Here is a 19,151-nt window from a genome sequence, read left to right as displayed (position 1 = left end):
TTTTTAAATCTACAAAAATGGCAATATTCGTATATGCAGAAAATATAAATGGTGTTTACAAAAAAGCAGCTTTTGAAGCGGTTTCGTATGCTAAAGCAATCGCAGAAAAAAATGGAGATGAGGTAACAGCTATCAGTATCAACCCTACTGATGATTCCGCTATTTTATACCAGTATGGAGCAAATAAAGTAATCCATATTAAAGGAGAGTCGCTCAAAAATTTCAGTGCAAAGTCTTACATGCAAGCTTTGAGTGAGGTGTTTGATGGCAATATCATTGTCTTTCCTCATACCACCGATGCCTCTTCTATTGCGCCCATGTTGGCGATTTCTAAAGAGGCCTCTTTAATTACGAATGTTATAGCAGCTCCAGAATCTATACAACCTTTTCAGGTAAAAAGGAAAGCGTTTTCGGGTAAAGCTTATATGGAAGCAAAAGCAGAGGATACTAAGGTAGTACTTAGCGTTTCTCAGAATGCCTTTGGTATTAAACAAGTTCCGGTGGAAGGAGTGGAAGAAGTTAAAAATCTTTCGATATCCAATGATGATATCCAAGTTCTCAACCATGAACAATCTTCGGGTAAATTAGATCTCAAAGAGGCAGAAATTGTGGTTTCTGCTGGCAGAGGTCTAAAAGGACCAGAAAATTGGGGAATGATTGAGGAGCTAGCACAAGTGTTGGGAGCTGCTATTGCGAGTTCTAAACCTGTAGCCGATATAGGCTGGAGGCCTCATTCTGAACACGTTGGACAGACAGGGAAAGCCATATCGCCGAATCTTTATATCGCTGTCGGAATTTCAGGAGCTATTCAACATTTAGCAGGGGTGAATGCTTCCAAAACCATTGTCGTAATTAATAATGATCCTGAAGCACCCTTCTTTAAAGCCGCTGATTATGGGGTGGTTGGGGATGCCTTTCAGGTGGTTCCAGCATTAACTGAAAAAATAAAAGCATTTAAAGGCTAATTAATTTTGAAGTAAAATTGTTTAAAATCATACAAACATCGTGGCTTATTGCTACGATGTTTTTATATTTGTAGCCATGGATTATAAGAGACTCATCATAAGAGGTATTTCATACAGCCAAACCCAAATGGGGGCTTATGCGCTCATTCTAGAGCAGGAGGAAACAGGTATAAAACTCCCGGTTGTTATCGGTAATTATGAAGCACAATCTATTTCGCTGGGCTTAGAAAAAGATATTCAGCCCCCTCGTCCTTTAACACATGACCTTTTCTCTAAATTTATCACCACTGTAGGTTATCAACTCGAAAGTATTATTATCTATCAAATTCTTGATGGTGTCTTTTTTTCTAATTTAATCCTCAAAAATCGCCAAAACGAGCAACTTATTTTGGATGCCCGTACTTCAGATGCAGTAGCTATGGCTGTACGTTTCAATGCTCCCATCTATACTACGGAACAAGTACTTACCGAAGCGGGTATTATGCTAGAATTATCCGAAATAGATAATGCTAATCAAAAACCCCATGAGGAAGAGATTAAAGAAGGCTATGAAGTTTATATGTTAGAAGAACTTCAAGCTATGCTAGATAAAGCTGTTCTTGAAGAAGATTTTGATACAGCTTTGGAGTTACAACAGGAAATAAAAAAAAGAAAAAAGAATATTGACTAATTTCAACTGTTTGACCTACATTATTTAAATATATGAATATAAAACTACGATTGACCCTGCTTAACTTTTTTCAGTTTTTTACGTGGGGGGCTTGGCTCATTACTTTTGGCAATTATTGGATAGGAAACAAGCAATGGGATTTAACTACGTTTGGAGAAGTTTTTGGTACCATGGGGATTGCTTCTATTTTAATGCCGACACTTTCAGGTATTATTGCTGACAGATGGATGAATGCGGAACGTCTTTACGGGATTTTGCAAATTCTATATGCCTGTACTTTATTCTACCTACCTCAGGTAAACACGCCGGATGGTTTCTTTTGGATTATGCTGATCGCCATGTGTTTTTACATGCCTACTATTGCATTGAGTAATTCTATCTCTTATACCGTTTTAAAAAATAACAATAAAGATGTGGTTAAAGATTTCCCTTCAATAAGAGTGTGGGGAACTATTGGCTTTATCACGGCTATGTGGATCACCAATCTTTCTGGGAGTAAATCTAATGAATATCAATTCTATATAGCGGGTACATCGGCTTTATGTTTAGGGCTTTATGCTTTTTTATTACCCAAATGTCCCCCTCAAAAATTACAAAATAAAAATGCCAATCTCTTTCAGATCCTTGGATTGGATGCCTTTAAGCTGTTTGCAAATTATAAAATAGCCCTATTTTTTATATTCTCTATGTTCCTGGGCGGCGCATTGCAATTAACCAATGCATATGGGGATGTTTTTTTAGATGAGTTTAAATATTTTCCAAAATTTGCAGAGTCCTTCGTGGTGAGATATTCCACTATCATATTGTCTATTTCTCAGGTTTCTGAAACGCTTTTTATCCTAGCCATTCCTTTTTTCTTAAGGAAGTATGGTATTAAAAAAGTGATGTTAATATCCATGCTGGCATGGGTGCTTCGCTTCGGATTATTAGGTTTAGGGAATCCCACCTCAGGATTATGGATGATTATCTTATCTTGTATTATTTATGGTATGGCTTTCGATTTCTTTAATATTTCGGGTTCTTTGTTTATTGAAACCAATACAGATGCGAAAATCCGATCTTCAGCTCAAGGTTTATTTATGATGATGACCAATGGCTTTGGAGCCGTATTGGGAAGCTTCACTTCAGGACGCCTTAGCGATAAGTTCTTCACCCATAGTTATACCAATGCGGCGGATCTTTCCGGGTATCTCGAAACAAGTATTGACAACAAGTATTTTATAAGAATTTTATCCGAAAAAAAAATAGATATTTTGGCTAACGGCATGCTCTCCCGACCTATTGTGGTGCATGAATGGACCGGAATTTGGATTGCCTTTGCTCTCTATGCCCTTGTTATTGCAGTCTTATTTGCTGTTTTCTTCAGGCACAAGCATAAGCCAGAGGATGTTATGGCTGTAGGACATTAGTTCTTTTAAAAATATAAAAGTATAGATCATCGGCTTTTATAAAGTAACGGCTTTAAATTTTTAGAAATATAAAAAATCCATGTGATTATCAGCACATGGATTTTTGCTTTATGTATTTTAGGGCAACCTACGGATAAAGTAAAGAGCGCTTTTATTTTAAGCACAGGGAGAATCGCCTAAATTGATTATTAAACCTTATATTCAAAGGATTTTAAGATTTGAATGGACTTTAAATAAATTTCAAATACAACTTTTTTATAAAAAATTTTGTGGATTTATTTTTTGTATCTACATTTACGCTGTCTTTAAAAGAATAAATGAACCAAAATATAATTACAACTACCATTACAACGTCCACAACAATTATTCAATTGCTGAGGAAAGGGTTGTATTAATATTTAGAAAAATAATAAAAATAACATCAAGCCTTTCTGTAGATCAGAAGGGCTTTTTTAGTAGGAAAAATATTGATATGAAAATTTTAAAATTTGGAGGTACTTCCGTAGGAAGTATAAAAGGGATTAAAAAATTAAAATTGATTGTAGAGCGCGAAAAAGAAGACCATCAAGCTTTATTTGTGGTATGCTCTTCCTTTGCGGGAACAACCAATGCCTTATTAGAAGCTGCAGAAAAGGCTTGGCATCAGTTGGATTTTCACGAAATTCTAGAGGAAATAGAACATCGTCACTATGAGATAATCAGGGAAATATTACCCATATCAGCACAAAATTCATTATTGATGCTGGTGAAAAGTAATTTCAACATGTTGGAGGATTTACTTTCCAGTGTTGCACATTTGGGTGAATTGTCGGATAGGGCTAAATCTAAAATTATAGCATTGGGAGAGCAACTTTCATGTCCTATTATTACAGCCTATTTCAATACATTTCTACAAGCCGAATTTAAGGACGCTCGCGATTTGATTGTAACCAATTCCAATTACCTGAAAGCAGAAGTAGATTTTGAGATTACCAATCAAAATATTCAGCAATGGGCAAAAGATCTGGCACCTAAAGTTTATATCATTACAGGATTTATCGCTGCAGATCTACAGCATACTACTACCACTCTGGGAAGAGGTGGTTCCGATTATACAGCCGCTATATTCGGAGCTAGCCTCAATGCTTCGGAAATACAAATATGGACAGATGTAAACGGCTTTATGACAGCAGATCCTAGGCGGGTAAAAAATGCGTATTCCTTAGAGTATCTAAGTTATGAGGAAGCTATGGAGCTTTCTTATTTTGGGGCTAAAGTTATTTATCCCCCTTCTTTGGTGCCTGTCGTTGCAAAAAAAATACCGATTTCTATTAGGAATACTTTCGATCCAGAACATGTGGGAACTAAGATTTATACGCATCGAAAAGTACAGGATAAAGCTCTAATTACAGGAATATCTTCTGTAGATAAAGTGGCATTAGTGAATATTGTAGGCGGTGGTATGGTAGGTCTTAAGGGATTTAGTGCGCGTCTTTTTAGTACGCTTTCCAGGGCTAATATCAATATTATTCTCATCACCCAAGCGAGTTCCGAACACAGTATTTCATTGGGCATCTCGAATGAAGATAGTGCTAAAGTTCAACAAGTTTTAAGAGAAGAATTTCAAGTAGAAATAGAAGCTAAAAAACTCCACCCCCCCCAAGTGTTATACGATTTGAGTATTGTAGCCATTGTGGGAGAAAGGATGAAGAATACCAAAGGAATAAGTGGGAAACTCTTTAGCACTTTGGGTAAACATCACATTAATGTAGCTGCTATTGCTCAAGGATCCTCCGAATTAAATATTTCTGCAGTCATTTCAGAAAAGGATCTCTCCAAAGCTTTAAATGTCATCCACGATGCTTTTCTTTTGTCACCGATAAAAACATATCATATTTTTTGTGTAGGAACGGGTAATATAGGGCGAGAGTTTTTAAGGCAAATTCATCAAGAGTCTAAAAATTTAATCGAGAAGCATAAAATAGAGATTAAAGTTGTAGGTATAGCGAATACCCGAAAAATGCTTCTTTCTCAGGAGGAGGTTCCCATCGATACATTCACGTGGGAAGAAATGCTGGCTAATGAGGGTATATTAGCAGATTTACAAAGTTTTATTCAGTCTGTGAAAAACTATGCCTTACCCAATAGCGTATTTATAGATAATACATCTAGTAAAAAGGTGGTAGGTTATTATGAAGATTTATTCGGCAATAACATCTCGGTGGTTACCTGTAATAAAATCAGCAATTCGGAGAACTATGCCCAGTATTTACAATTAAAACATCTTGCCGAAAAACACAGCGTAAACTTTTTATATGAGACCAATGTTGGTGCGGGATTACCCATTATCAAAACCCTTAATGATCTTCTTATAAGCGGAGATGAAATCCTAAAAATAGAAGCCATACTCTCCGGAACGATTTCCTACATATTCAATAATTATACAGGTGATACAACTTTTGCAGAAGTAGTGAGGAAAGCCCAGGAGTTAGGTTTTACAGAACCGGATCCACGCGATGATCTCAATGGATTAGATTTTTCAAGAAAAATGCTGATTCTGGCACGTGAAAATGCATGGAATATAGAACTTTCACAGGTTGAAATTAAAAATTTCCTTCCAGAAGCCTGCTTAAATGCCCATTCTGTAGAAGATTTCTATGCACAACTGGAAATTTATGAAAGCTACTTTGCAGCCTATAAAAATAAGGCAGCCCAGGAAAATAAAAAATTACGACTCATTGGAATATTGGAAAATTACCAAATTAAAGTAGAAGTGAGAATGGTGGATTCAGATCACGCATTTTACAATCTCTCGGGGAGTGATAATATTATCTCTTTTACAACAACCCGTTATAAAGATACTCCATTGGTGGTCAAAGGTCCTGGTGCGGGTGCTGCCGTAACGGCAGCTGGAGTGTTCGCTGATTTAGTAAGAGTTACCGCCTTATAAAAGTAAAGTCTATGAAAAAAGTAAAATGCTATGCTCCGGCTACTGTAGCGAATGTCGTATGTGGATATGATATTCTAGGTTTTGCTATTGAAAACCCTGGAGACCAAGTTATTGTTTCCTTTAATCACACCCATACAACACGTATCACCAAAATAGAGGGAGATGAGGGTAAATTGCCTTTAGATGTTAAAAAAAATGTGGTAGGACATGTTGTCAATTTATTTCTGGAAAAAGTTAAATCTCGTCAGGGGGTGGATATTGAATTGTATAAAAAAATGCCCTTAAATAGCGGATTGGGATCTAGTGCAGCTAGTAGTGTGGCTGCATTGGTCGCTATAAATGAGCTTTTTGAAAATCCATTGACTAAAGGTGAGCTTTTGCCTCTCGCGATGGAAGGAGAGCGCTTGGCCTCTGGAAATGCTCATGCTGATAATGTGGCACCATCTTTATTAGGAGGCTTGGTTTTGATAAGAAGTTATGAGCCTTTGGATGTTATTAAGCTTCCTTTTATAAAAGATTTATTTGTGGTTTCTGTACATCCTGATATCAATGTTCCTACAGGGGAAGCCAGAAAGATTCTAAAACAGCAGATCCCATTGCAGAAGGCTATAGAACAATGGGGGAATGTAGCAGGATTGGTATCGGGCTTTTGTACAGGTGATATGGATTTGGTGGGTAGAAGTATGAAGGATGTCATTATAGAACCTATTCGGTCTATGCTGATTCCTTTTTTTTGCGAAATGAAAGAAATTGCATTGGAGAATAAGGCTATAGGTTTTGGAATCTCTGGCTCCGGACCTTCGGTTTTTGCTCTATGCAAGAATAAAGATCAAGCCGACGAAATTTCTGATCGTCTTTATCATCTTCTCAATAGGCATCAGATTAAAAGCGAATCTCAGGTTACCAAAATGAATAATAAAGGAGCTCTAATCATCTAAAATAAAGAATAATTATGCAATATTTATCAATAAAAACACAAGAGTTAGTTAGTATAAAACAGGCCGTAATTAATGGATTAGCAGGGGATGGTAGCCTTTATATGCCAGAGAACATTCCACCACTCCCCCCTTCATTTTTTAGAGATATCCAGAATAAAACCCTTCCAGAGATTGGTTTTGAGGTTGCAAAACAATTTGTAGGAAATACGATCCCTCCTAAGGTGTTAGAAGACATGCTAGAGGAAGTTTTGAATTTTGATATTCCTGTGAGCCTTATCCGAGATTCTATTTACAGTTTGGAACTTTTTCATGGTCCCACCCTGGCTTTTAAAGATATCGGAGCCAGGTTTATGGCCCGACTCATGTCTTATTATGCAGAAGGACAGCCCATGAAGGTGATTGTGGCCACTTCTGGAGATACTGGGAGTGCCGTGGCCGCAGGCTTTTATAAAGTTCCGGGGATTCAGGTTTACATTTTATATCCTAAGGGCAAGATAAGCCCCCTTCAGGAAAAGCAGCTTACCATCTGGGGACACAATATAAAAGCATTAGAAATAGAGGGTACTTTTGATGATTGTCAGGCGCTGGCGAAACAACTTTTAGCAGATAGAGAGCTCCGAAAATATCATTTGACTTCAGCCAACAGTATCAATATTTCCAGGCTTATTCCCCAAAGTTTTTATTATTTTTGGGCCTATGCACAATTAAAAAAAAATCACAAAAAAATTGTTTTCAGTGTACCTAGTGGTAATTTCGGAAATCTCACTGCCGGCTTATTTGCTTATAAGATGGGTTTACCGGTAGAGCGATTTATAGCCTCTACGAATATCAATAATATAGTACCTAAGTATCTTTCCACCGGAGAATATAAGCCTAGAGCCTCAAAATCAACGCTTAGCAATGCAATGGATGTGGGGAATCCTAGTAATTTTGAACGAATGAAGGCCTTATTTGATGGGAATTTAGATCAGTTTAAAGCTTTGATGTCTGGATATTATTTTACAGATGAACAGACCCAAGCGGCCATTCATAATGTACATAAAGAATTTGGCTATATTCTAGATCCGCATGGGGCAGTGGCTTATTTGGGGCTTTGTGCCTACCTGAAGGATAGTGGCAGGAACCTTAATGGTGTAATCTTGGAAACGGCTCACCCTGCAAAATTTATAGAAACTGTTGAAAAGAGTATTTCTGCTCGCCTGGTTATCCCTGCGCGTCTTTCCGAGTTTAAGCAAAAAGAAAAAATAGTGCATTTGTTTCCTGTGGACTTCCGGCAGATAAAAGATTTTGTTAAAACCTCCTAAAGAAAAGCATTTTCAGCTTTAGTATTTTTTGTATTTTAGTAAAATGAATTCAGCTGTGAAGAAAGTAGCTTTAGCAGGTTGTTTATTAGTGTTGATAGGAAGTTTTTTCCCTTTAGTACATATTCCTCTGATAGGAAATTGGAACTATTGGAAGCTAGACCAAGGTTTATCGATTATCGTATGGTCGCTGACATTGGCTGCTTTTGTTAGTATACTTTTGGATAAAGTCAGATTTAGTCGGATTTTTGGAATAGTTTTATTGGTCTTATTTGTAGTGACTCTATACGCTATAAAATCAAAATCCATAGATTTTTTCAGTTTTATTCCTTTAAAAAAAATTCGAAATGTTATGGTAGACCTCGTAAAACCCTCCTGGGGATGGTTTATTGAATTTATAGGTGTATTTTTAATCCTCTTGGCAAAAAATAACAAAAATAAAAGTTTAGAATTATAAAAAACTAAAATCAAATACATGAAAGAAGTATTCGTAGTATCTGCAGTCAGAACACCCATAGGCAGTTTTATGGGTGGCCTTTCTACTATCCCGGCGACACGATTAGGCTCAATTGCAATAAAAGGAGCACTCGACAAAATAGATTTGAATCCGGAAGAGATACAGGAGGTTTATATGGGTAATGTATTACAAGCCGGTATAGGACAAGCTCCTGCAAAACAGGCTGCTTTAGGAGCAGGCCTTGCGGATACTACCCCTGCTACAACGATTAATAAAGTTTGTGCCTCTGGTATGAAAGCGGTAATGATGGCTGCCCAGTCCATAAAAGCAGGTGATGTGGATGTTATTGTTGCAGGGGGTATGGAGAATATGTCGCAGGTTCCTCATTATATAGAGGGGAGAAAGGGCGTTAAGCTGGGTGATATGAAGTTGCAAGATGGACTCATTAAGGATGGATTAACCGATGTATATAGCAAGCAACATATGGGAAACTGTGCGGAACGCTGTGCTGCAGAATATAAAATCTCTCGTGAAGATCAGGATAAATTTGCCATTCAGTCTTACCAAAGAGCAGCTCGGGCCTGGGCTGAAAAGAAATTTGATGCGGAAATAATTCCGGTATCTATTCCCCAGAGAAAAGGGGATCCCCTTATTTTCGAGGAAGATGAGGAGTATAAGAACGTGAATTTTGATAGAATTTCTAGCTTGCCCACAGTCTTTACTAAAGAAAATGGGAGTGTTACAGCTGCCAATGCCTCTACACTAAATGATGGCGCTTCTGCTCTTATTTTAATGTCCAAAGAAAAAATGGAGAGCCTCGGTCTTCGTCCGTTAGCAAAAATTATAGCTTATGCCGATGCAGCTCAAGCTCCGGAATGGTTTACAACAGCGCCTGCTAAGGCTTTACCTTTGGCATTGGAAAAGGCAAACCTAAGAATAGAAGAAATTGATTTTTTTGAATTTAACGAGGCTTTTTCAGTAGTGGCACTCGCCAACAATCAGATTTTGGGATTAAACACGGATATCGTGAACATCCATGGAGGAGCAGTGGCTTTAGGTCATCCTTTGGGGAATTCTGGTTCTAGAATTATCGTTACGCTTATAAATGTTTTAAAGCAAAAAAAGGCGCGCTACGGAGCTGCCGCTATATGTAATGGGGGTGGGGGAGCTTCTGCTATTGTGATTGAGAACATTTAAAAATTCAAATTATAGGCTATTTCATGATAACAGAAAATACCAAGAACAACAAAAAGGTAATGAAGGCTTGGGCTTTTTACGATTGGGCCAATTCCGTATATTCCTTGGTCATCACCTCTACCATATTCCCAATATATTATGCTGTCATCACCACTGCATATGAAAAAGATGAATATATAGCAAACACTCATAAATGGATAAAAATCCCGGTGAGTAATACCATTCATATTTTTGGTAATGAATACCATCCAAACGCTATTTATGGATATTCTCTTACCATATCTTTTTTTATCGTGGTATTTTTATCACCCATTTTATCAGCTTTAGCCGATACGATAGGAAATAAAAAGGCTTTTTTACAATTTTTTTGCTATCTGGGGGCTACCTCCTGTATGGGGTTAGCATTGTTTACGAGCATGAATACAGTTTTCTTGGGCTTACTCTTTAGCATTACAGCCAGTGTTGGTTTTTGGGGGAGTTTGGTATTCTACAATTCCTTTTTACCTGATATTGCCTCACCGGATAAACAAGATGAACTTTCAGCCCAAGGCTATATCTATGGTTATATAGGTTCTGTTATTTTAGTAGTCATTTGTTTGCTTCTTATCATGTTTGTAGCTAAAACGCCACAACAAGCAACTCAGCTTACGCGGGTTAGCTTTCTGCTAACCGGAGCCTGGTGGTTTGGCTTTTCCCAATATACCTTTAAACACCTCCCAAAATTTGGAAAATTAACTCATAAGTTGCCCAAAGATATTGTTTTGCTAAATGTTAAAAATTTCTTCAAAAATCATAAAGATAACGGAGGCTATTTACATGTAGTAAAGGAAAACATGCTTTTTTACAAGGAAATTGTAAAAGAAAGTTTTAGAGAGCTTTTTAAAGTAGGAAATAAGTTATTTGCGACTCCTAATTTAAAGTATTTCCTGATCAGCTTCTTTTTTTATAGCATAGGAATGCAAACCATATTCTTGATGGCACCGCTTTTTGGAAAAAGTGAAATTAACCTACCTCAAGAGAAGTTAATTCTGGTACTTATTATTATTCAAATTGAAGCTATTTTCGGAGCGATGTTTTTTTCGTGGTTAGCGAAGAGAATAGGAAATAAAAGTGTGATTAGCATGGCTGTGGTGATATGGCTGATCGCTTGCTTTTTCGCTTATTATCTTAATAAAGAAAATCCTCAGGTAGAATATCAGTTTTATGGAGTAGCCAGTATCGTAGGTTTGGTAATGGGAGGATTACAAGCCATGTCGCGCTCTACTTTTAGTAAATTGTTACCTGAAGATAGTATGGAAAATACTACCTATTTCAGTTTTTATGATGTACTCGAAAAATTAGCCATTATGTTGGGTACATTTATATTTGCCACCCTCATAGAAAAATATAATGATATGAGGTTTGCGGCGCTTTCGATGACAATTTTTTTCGGCTTAGGATTAATATTCATACGTTTCTTGAAATTAGAAAAAAGAAGTTGGAATTAAAAAACCCTGACTATTGTCAGGGTAAAACTTAATAACCATGAAAACTCAATTAACATGAGAATCTGTTATAGATAATCAATATCTATGCCAATAAGAGAAAATAGCGATAGGCTAAGGATTTCCAACGTTAAATACTTGTCATTCAGTAGTATTATAATCAAAGGAATGATGCTTAAAATATGCAATATTCCCCCCCCCTTTATGAGGAAGCCTTTAGAGATTGATGTTTTAAAATTTTCTACATGAATAGAAAGAAGATGTAAGTAAGATTAAAAGACAGGCACTATTTAATATAAAAACCTATCTTCGTGAAAACCTTATCCTAGTTTTTCAGATTTAAAATCATACTCAATAAGTTCTTGATTATAATTTTGCCCGAATCTCATCCGAAAGCAAAATGATTTTCGTATTTTTGCAAGGCAAATTTAATACATAACAATGTCAGGACAAATTACCTTTACTATGATTAAACCAGATGCTGTGGCAGATGGTTATATCGGTGCGATTTTAGGAAAAATTACAGAAGCGGGATTTAAAATTAAGGCGATGAAACTTACCCAATTAAGCCTTGCCGATGCAAAGAAATTCTACGAAGTACATGCGGAAAGACCTTTTTACGGAGAGTTGGTAGACTTTATGTCATCGGGGCCTATTGTTGCAGCTATTCTTGAGAAGGAGAATGCTGTTGAAGATTTTAGAAAGCTTATTGGTGCTACCAATCCTGCTGAAGCCGCTGAAGGAACGATTAGAAAAATGTATGCAAGATCCATAGGTGAAAATGCAGTTCATGGTTCTGATTCTGACGAAAATGCATTAATTGAAGCTTCTTTTCACTTTGCTGGCAGAGAGATATTTTAAAATTTCATTATAAATAAAAAAAGCGACCTTTTAAAGGTCGCTTTTTTTATTTAGCTTAGGGCTTTATTATTTTTTTAACATTTCAATCGTAGCAGTAGGGTTCGGAGAAGAGAAGATGGCATTTCCAGCCACTAAAACATCCGCTCCCGATTTGAATAGTAAAGCTGCATTATGTTGATTTACCCCACCGTCAACCTGTATCAAAGTATTGGTTTCATACTGTTGAATCAATGCCTTGGTTTGATGTATCTTTTTATAAGTATGCTCAATGAATTTCTGACCACCAAATCCTGGATTTACACTCATAAGAAGTACCAAATCTATATCCATTATAGTATCTTCCAAGACAGAGACAGGAGTAGAGGGATTGAGTACTACACCAGCTTTTACACCCAGATCTTTGATTTGATGAATATTTCTATGTAAATGCGTGCATGCTTCGTAATGAATTGAGATTAAATCTGCACCTTCCTTTACAAAATCTTTCACATATTTTTCAGGCTCTACAATCATTAAATGAACGTCGATAAATTTTGTGGCGTATTGCTTGATGGTTTTCATCACTGGGAAACCAAAAGAGATATTTGGTACAAAGCGGCCATCCATAACATCCACATGAAACCAATCGGCGGGACTTTTATTAATCATTTCAATGTCTTTTTGTAGATTTCCGAAGTCTGCTGAAAGTATAGAAGGAGCGATGAGTTTATTTTTCATTTTTAGATTTTAATTTTTAACAAAAAAGAGGACAAAGTTTTTTTAAAGCTTTGTCCTATATTATTAAATATTCAGAATATTATCATTTCCGAGAGAGTAGAGTTATTTCCCTAAATAAGATTTAAGAATTTTACTTCTGCTGTTGTGTTTTAATCGTTTAATCGCTTTTTCTTTAATTTGGCGCACGCGCTCCCGAGTTAAATCAAATGTTTCACCGATTTCTTCTAACGTCATAGGGTGTTTACCGTTCAAACCGAAATACAGTCTTACCAAATCAGCTTCTCGTGGTGTCAAAGTATTTAAAGCTCTTTCAATTTCAATTTGCAATGATTCCAGCATCAGGTCTTTATCCGGAGATGGAGATTCTCCAGAGCGAAGGACATCGTAAAGGTTAGAATCTTCACCTTCTACCAAAGGAGCATCCATAGAGAGGTGTCTTCCCGAGTTTTTCATAGACTCTTTGATGTCCTCTTCGCTCATATCTAGCACTTCGGCTAATTCTTCAGGAGAAGGAGGTCTTTCATTTTCCTGCTCTAAGTGGGCGTAAGCTTTGTTAATTTTATTGATGGAACCGATCTTATTCAATGGAAGACGTACAATTCTAGATTGTTCTGCCAAAGCTTGCAGGATGGACTGTCGAATCCACCATACCGCATAGGATATAAATTTAAATCCTCTGGTTTCATCATAGCGCTTAGCAGCTTTCATGAGGCCTAGGTTTCCTTCGTTAATCAAATCAGGAAGAGAAAGACCTTGATTTTGATATTGTTTGGATACCGATACTACGAAACGCAAGTTAGCTTTAATTAATTTTTCTAAAGCAATTCTGTCTCCAGCACGAATTTTTTGGGCTAAATCCACTTCTTCATCAGCGGTAATAAGTTCTACCTTCCCAATTTCCTGAAGGTACTTGTCTAACGATGCAGTTTCCCTGTTGGTTACTTGCTTGGTAATTTTAAGTTGTCTCATAGTAAAAATACTCACCCCGAAATAAAGGGCTCCACAGACTTATACGTTGCAAAGAGCAGAAAGGTTACAATTTATTATTTTTTTAGAAATTTATTTTATAAAATAAAAGCAAAAATAAGTAAAGTCGCAAAATAACTTATAAAATAGGGAGGCCGGTTATGTCCCATTTATAGGCTATGGGAGCCTGTCATTTATTAATATATTTTTATGATTAAATGAAAACTTTAAGATCAGAATACCCATGAGGAGAATCCCAATGTTGATTTTATCAAGCAACACAGGTTGCGGTTTAAAAATATCACTTTATTTTCTCAATCTCCTCATGGGTTTCAGCGGCATCCTTTCCCCATTGAGCAATATCTTTAAGGAGGGGGATAAGCGTTTTTCCAAATTTTGTTAATTCGTAATCTACCTTTAGAGGAGGTTTGCTTGTGTGTACAGTACGGGTAATCAGTCCGTTGGCTTCCATTTCTTTTAATTGTAAACTCAATGTCCGCTCGGTGATGAGTGAACATTCTTTCCTCAATTCACTATATCGTTTTTTTTCTATTAAATGAATGAGGATGACTGCTTTCCATTTTCCGCCTATGTATCTCATAGTCAAACTTGTACTGCATGGATATGATTTATCACCTATCTTATACATCTGTTACTATCTTTTTTAACTGTTATTGTAAAGGTAAATAACTATACTTAATTTAGCAACATTAAAAAATATAGTATAATTTAAAATTTACGCATATGGATTTTTTAGATCTTATGAAGAACAGGTATACCACTAAGAAGTATAATACCGATAAAAAAGTTTCAGATAAAAAAATTTTAGAACTAAAAGAAATTTTACATTTAAGCGCTTCCTCTATTAATAGCCAGCCGTGGACGTTTATTTTTATTTCGGATGAAAAAATCAAGCATCAGCTGGCAGAGGTTTCTTATCTCAACGAACAAAGAGTTAAAGAGTCCAGCCACTTGGTGGTATTTGCTGCAATTGATGATGTGGAATATTTTGAAAAACGCCTTCAAAAAAATAGACCCAGTGCGATGGGGTATTATAACGAATTCCTAAAACCGAAAGGGGAGACTCACATCAAATCGTGGATGAAGCACCAAGTATATCTATCTCTAGGTTTTTTTCTTTCAGCTTGTGCCAGTATGGGGATTGATAGCACACCAATGGAGGGTATTCAAAATGAGGAATATGACAGTATACTTTCATTGAGCGGATATAAAACCGTATTTGCTGTTGCTATCGGTTATAGAGATGTTGAAGATGTTAATCAGCCTAATATTACTTCTAAATCTCGTTTGCCTTTACAAAATATAATCACAAGCTTATCATAAATAGTAGAGCTCATTTTCAAAGCCTGTAAAACTTGTGTAAGGCATGAATTCTTCTGATTTGAAAGCAGGTTGTATAATAGATCTTCACAAAGGTTTCTACTTATTTGATCAACCTACCCTCTATATTTGTTATAGAGGGTAGGCTATATAATGAATAGGTGAACTGTCACTTACTTATTAATTGATTCACGGAATAAGCAAAGACCTCCTTACTAAAATACTTTTAACCACCCATGAAAAAAGCTCTTTGAAGCATAGAGGAGCCCTATATTGCTAAAGACATCACTATAGCCAAAAATTAGCCAAATCATTACTATCTTTGTAATCTTATGAAAAATACCGATTTCATTGAAATTTATGGTGCTCGGGAGCATAATTTAAAAGACATTAATGTTAAAATACCTCGTAATGAATTGGTTGTGATTACCGGTTTATCGGGGAGTGGTAAATCTTCTTTGGCTTTTGATACTATATTTGCTGAAGGTCAACGGCGGTATATTGAGACTTTTTCAGTCTATGCCCGACAATTTTTAGGTGGTTTGGAAAGACCAGATGTGGATAAAATTGAAGGATTATCTCCTGTGATTGCCATAGAGCAGAAGACCACTTCTAAAAATCCTCGCTCTACAGTTGGAACGGTTACCGAACTATATGATTTTTTGAGACTTCTTTACGCTAGAGTATCAGATGCTTATTCTACAAACTCGGGAGAAAGAATGATTGGATACACCGAAGATCAGATTTTGGAAGCTATTCGAAAAACCTATAAAGATCAAAAAATATTGCTTCTGTCTCCAGTGGTAAGAGCTAGAAAAGGCCATTATCGAGAGCTTTTTGCTCAATATTCTAAAAAGGGTTATTTGCAGGCGAGGGTCGATGGAAAACTTATGGATATAGATCCCGATTTAAAGCTCGACCGTTATAAAACTCATGATATAGAAATCGTTGTTGATCGGTTACTTATAGGAGAGAGTGTTTCCGAATCTAGAATTCAGAAATCTCTGTCTACAGCTCTAAAACTGGGAGAAGGCGTTGTAATGATTCAGAAATTTGGCGAAGAAAATTTCAGATATTACAGTAAAAATCTTATGGATCCCCTCAGCGGATCCTCTATTCCCTTACCTGAGCCTAATACTTTTTCATTCAATTCTCCTAAAGGAAGTTGCCCTAGATGCAAAGGTTTGGGAAATATAAAGAAAATAAATCCTGATTTTTTTGTAGAAAATCCTAAACTATCTATCTTACAAGGTGGTTTATTGCCTTTAGAAGATCTTAAAAATAATAAATGGCTGTTGAGTCAAATTAAAGCTATTCTAGAGTTTTATCACCTAGGTTTGTCCACACCCTTTAGCAAAATTCCTCAGGAGGTTCTCAATTTTATCTACAAGGGAAAGCATCCGGAGATTGTCAAAGATTTATCACATGCTGGTATCAGCAAAAAAATAAAAATCAATTTTGAGGGGCTTATTCCTTTTTTAGAACAAATTATAGAAGATAAGGATAGTTATGAAGCCAGCATAATAGAAAGACATTTTACAACCGATGAAACTTGCCCCGACTGCCAAGGGGCCAGGCTTCATACTGATAGTTTGCAGTTTAAAATAGGGGGTAAAAATATTTATGAAGTGAGCAGTTTACCTCTGTCGGAGCTCCGAAAGTGGTTAGAGGATGTGAAAGATAGTTTTTCGGAAAAAAATAAAATCATAGCGCATGAAATTTTAAAGGAAATTCAAAATCGGCTAGGTTTTCTCTTGGACGTAGGTTTGGATTATTTAAGTCTAAGTCGCGCTACCAGGACCCTATCTGGGGGGGAATCTCAGCGAATTCGTCTGGCTACACAGATTGGTTCACAGTTGGTCAATGTATTGTATATACTGGATGAACCTTCTATAGGATTACACCAAAGAGATAATGAACGTCTCATTCATTCTTTGAAAAATTTAAGAAATATAGGCAATTCCGTACTGGTGGTAGAGCACGATAAGGATATGATCTTAGCAGCAGATCATATTTTGGATATAGGGCCTAAGGCAGGAAAGTATGGAGGAGAGGTCCTATGGCAGGGAACGCCCGACCAATTATTAAAAGCCAATACCCTTACTGCTGATTATATTACCGGTAAGCGGAAAATAGAAACTTTATCAGAAAGAAGAAAAGGTAATGGACATTCTATTCTATTGAAGGGTGCAAGAGGAAATAATCTTAAAAATGTAAACTTAGAAATCCCTTTAGGCAAATTGGTGGTGGTTACTGGAATCTCGGGGAGTGGAAAATCTTCATTGATTAGCGGAACGCTCTATCCAATATTAAACAGACATTTCTATAGAAGTGCACAAGAAGCTTTACCTTATCGGAGTATAGAGGGGATAGAGCATATTGATAAGATTGTAGATGTAGATCAAACTCCTATTGGTAGGACACCACGTTCTAATCCGGCCACTTATACAGGGGTTTTTACGGATATACGCACTCTTTTTGCTGAATTATTGGAATCTAAGATAAGAGGCTATAAACCGGGTAGGTTTTCGTTTAACGTAAAAGGAGGACGTTGCGAGACCTGTCAGGGCGCGGGTTTGAAATTAATAGAGATGAATTTTCTTCCTGATGTATATGTACATTGTGAAACTTGTCATGGAAAAAGATTTAATAGAGAAACTCTGGAAGTCCGTTATAAAGGCAAATCTATTTCTGATGTGTTGGAAATGACCATTAATGAAGCGGTGGAATTCTTTCAGCCGTTGCCTAAAATATACACTAAGGTAAAAACCCTACAAGAAGTAGGTTTAGGTTATATTAGCTTAGGTCAACAGTCAACTACACTTTCTGGTGGGGAAGCTCAGCGTATAAAATTGGCTACCGAGCTAGCTAAGAAACAGACCGGGAACACTTTATATCTTTTAGATGAACCTACGACTGGACTCCATTTTGAAGATGTAAAAGTCTTGCTCAATGCTATAGAACGCTTAATAGATTTGGGAAATTCCTTTGTTATTATTGAGCATAATATGGATATTATTAAATCCGCAGATCATATTATTGATATGGGGCCTGAAGGAGGAAAATACGGTGGGGAAATTATCGCGGAAGGAACCCCCGAGCAAATCGTTAAAAACAAAAAGAGCATGACCGCTAAGTTTTTGAAAAAAGAATTGTAAAGAAAACCTGATGAATACAGAAAAAAGAATTCAAATGGATCTGGCGTATCATGCTGCGTTAAAGTTAAATCGTAAAAACGCGTTTAGCAACCTTTCTATATTCTCAAAAAACGCTGAATGAACTAAATAGTTGCATATGTAGCTGGACTGAAACAAAGCCAGTTGCTACTAAGGAAACTGGTTTGTTTATACTGGAAGCGCTTTTAACGTCTAATTTTCCAGAACATCGCTGTTCCAGACAGTATAAAGCTAGTCCCACCAGAGGCATGAAGGAGATTCCGGAGTGGGCTAAAAGGAATTAATAATATAACCTCGCCTTTTGGTGGGGTTTATTCTTTAAACGTCTTTTTGAGTTTTCGAATTTTCAGGTGCTAAAAATCATTGCTTTTGAAAAACAAGCCAGCGAAGGAGATCAAAAATGAGAGGTTCGCTTTAGGCAAAAGTGTTGTAGTATTTATAAGGCAAGATATAAAATTATGATTCAATACCTCAATTTTTGTCTTTAAGATTGAATAGTTTAAAAGTTTATAAAGAATAACCTGTTGTGCATTTAGAGAATATACTGGAAAAAGATTGTTTATTTGATTGAAAAACCGTATATTTAATTGGATATCAATTAATTAAATACATGAACAATCTTATTCAAAATTACGAAATTATTTTAAGAGAATTGACAAAAATCTGCAGTCATATCAAAACTACTAAGAAAATAAGAGTTCCAAAACTCTCTGATTTGGAACTTGTTGCACTCAATATCA

The 19,151-nt window shown here is 36.4% G+C and carries 15 protein-coding genes and 1 pseudogene; 13 read left to right on the top strand and 3 right to left on the bottom strand.

The window, feature by feature from the left end:
* Window positions 1–17 precede the first annotated feature (17 nt).
* The 10 genes from GNY06_RS06410 (at window position 18) to GNY06_RS06365 (ending at window position 12,211) form a co-directional block, all read left to right on the top strand.
* Complete coding sequence (locus tag GNY06_RS06410) at window positions 18–965, top strand: electron transfer flavoprotein subunit alpha/FixB family protein (RefSeq protein ID WP_166519294.1); 948 nt, start codon at window positions 18–20, stop codon at window positions 963–965.
* A gap of 76 nt (window positions 966–1,041) precedes the next feature.
* Window positions 1,042–1,635 (top strand): bifunctional nuclease family protein, encoded by a 594-nt coding sequence (locus tag GNY06_RS06405; protein ID WP_166519322.1) that lies wholly within the window; start codon window positions 1,042–1,044, stop codon window positions 1,633–1,635.
* A 32-nt stretch (window positions 1,636–1,667) separates the two neighbouring features.
* Window positions 1,668–3,044: a nucleoside permease gene (locus tag GNY06_RS06400; RefSeq protein WP_166519293.1), complete on the top strand. Its 1,377-nt coding sequence runs from the start codon at window positions 1,668–1,670 to the stop codon at window positions 3,042–3,044.
* Between the two features lie 472 nt (window positions 3,045–3,516).
* Window positions 3,517–5,973, top strand: a complete 2,457-nt coding sequence (gene thrA / locus GNY06_RS06395) for a bifunctional aspartate kinase/homoserine dehydrogenase I (protein WP_166519292.1) — start codon at window positions 3,517–3,519, stop codon at window positions 5,971–5,973.
* An 11-nt stretch (window positions 5,974–5,984) separates the two neighbouring features.
* A complete protein-coding gene (locus tag GNY06_RS06390; protein ID WP_166519291.1) occupies window positions 5,985–6,911 on the top strand; it encodes a homoserine kinase in 927 nt (308 codons plus the stop codon).
* Window positions 6,912–6,925: 14 nt separating this feature from the next.
* Window positions 6,926–8,215 carry a threonine synthase gene (gene thrC, locus GNY06_RS06385; RefSeq protein WP_166519290.1) on the top strand — a complete coding sequence of 430 codons (1,290 nt, stop codon included), beginning with the start codon at window positions 6,926–6,928 and terminating at the stop codon, window positions 8,213–8,215.
* A gap of 43 nt (window positions 8,216–8,258) precedes the next feature.
* A complete protein-coding gene (locus tag GNY06_RS06380; RefSeq protein WP_176589985.1) occupies window positions 8,259–8,669 on the top strand; it encodes a hypothetical protein in 411 nt (136 codons plus the stop codon).
* 18 nt (window positions 8,670–8,687) lie between these two features.
* Complete coding sequence (locus GNY06_RS06375; RefSeq protein WP_166519289.1) at window positions 8,688–9,866, top strand: acetyl-CoA C-acyltransferase; 1,179 nt, start codon at window positions 8,688–8,690, stop codon at window positions 9,864–9,866.
* 23 nt (window positions 9,867–9,889) lie between these two features.
* Window positions 9,890–11,353, top strand: a complete 1,464-nt coding sequence (locus GNY06_RS06370; protein ID WP_166519288.1) for an MFS transporter — start codon at window positions 9,890–9,892, stop codon at window positions 11,351–11,353.
* Window positions 11,354–11,791: 438 nt separating this feature from the next.
* Window positions 11,792–12,211 carry a nucleoside-diphosphate kinase gene (locus GNY06_RS06365; RefSeq protein ID WP_166519287.1) on the top strand — a complete coding sequence of 140 codons (420 nt, stop codon included), beginning with the start codon at window positions 11,792–11,794 and terminating at the stop codon, window positions 12,209–12,211.
* A gap of 66 nt (window positions 12,212–12,277) precedes the next feature.
* Here the strand turns inward: GNY06_RS06365 and rpe are convergent, their stop codons facing one another.
* The 3 genes from rpe to GNY06_RS06350 form a co-directional block, all read right to left on the bottom strand.
* The gene (rpe, locus tag GNY06_RS06360; protein ID WP_166519286.1) at window positions 12,278–12,928 is read right to left on the bottom strand and encodes a ribulose-phosphate 3-epimerase; all 651 of its coding nucleotides are present in this window, start codon (window positions 12,926–12,928) and stop codon (window positions 12,278–12,280) included.
* A 102-nt stretch (window positions 12,929–13,030) separates the two neighbouring features.
* The gene (locus tag GNY06_RS06355) at window positions 13,031–13,897 is read right to left on the bottom strand and encodes a sigma-70 family RNA polymerase sigma factor (protein ID WP_099512797.1); all 867 of its coding nucleotides are present in this window, start codon (window positions 13,895–13,897) and stop codon (window positions 13,031–13,033) included.
* Window positions 13,898–14,195: 298 nt separating this feature from the next.
* Complete coding sequence (locus GNY06_RS06350; RefSeq protein WP_166519285.1) at window positions 14,196–14,543, bottom strand: winged helix-turn-helix transcriptional regulator; 348 nt, start codon at window positions 14,541–14,543, stop codon at window positions 14,196–14,198.
* A 95-nt stretch (window positions 14,544–14,638) separates the two neighbouring features.
* Here GNY06_RS06350 and GNY06_RS06345 point away from each other — a divergent pair, with 95 nt between their 5' ends.
* From GNY06_RS06345 to GNY06_RS15635, 3 genes and pseudogenes are all read left to right on the top strand, one after another.
* A complete protein-coding gene (locus GNY06_RS06345; protein WP_166519284.1) occupies window positions 14,639–15,238 on the top strand; it encodes a nitroreductase family protein in 600 nt (199 codons plus the stop codon).
* 329 nt (window positions 15,239–15,567) lie between these two features.
* The gene (gene uvrA, locus GNY06_RS06340) at window positions 15,568–18,393 is read left to right on the top strand and encodes an excinuclease ABC subunit UvrA (protein WP_166519283.1); all 2,826 of its coding nucleotides are present in this window, start codon (window positions 15,568–15,570) and stop codon (window positions 18,391–18,393) included.
* A 628-nt stretch (window positions 18,394–19,021) separates the two neighbouring features.
* Window positions 19,022–19,151, top strand: a pseudogene (locus tag GNY06_RS15635) (IS982 family transposase); the annotation flags it as partial.

This window comes from Elizabethkingia argenteiflava (assembly GCF_009904105.1).
Lineage (GTDB): Bacteria > Bacteroidota > Bacteroidia > Flavobacteriales > Weeksellaceae > Elizabethkingia > Elizabethkingia argenteiflava.
The sequence above is the reverse complement of the archived record's forward strand: the minus strand, read 5'-3'. Positions and strand labels throughout refer to the sequence as shown.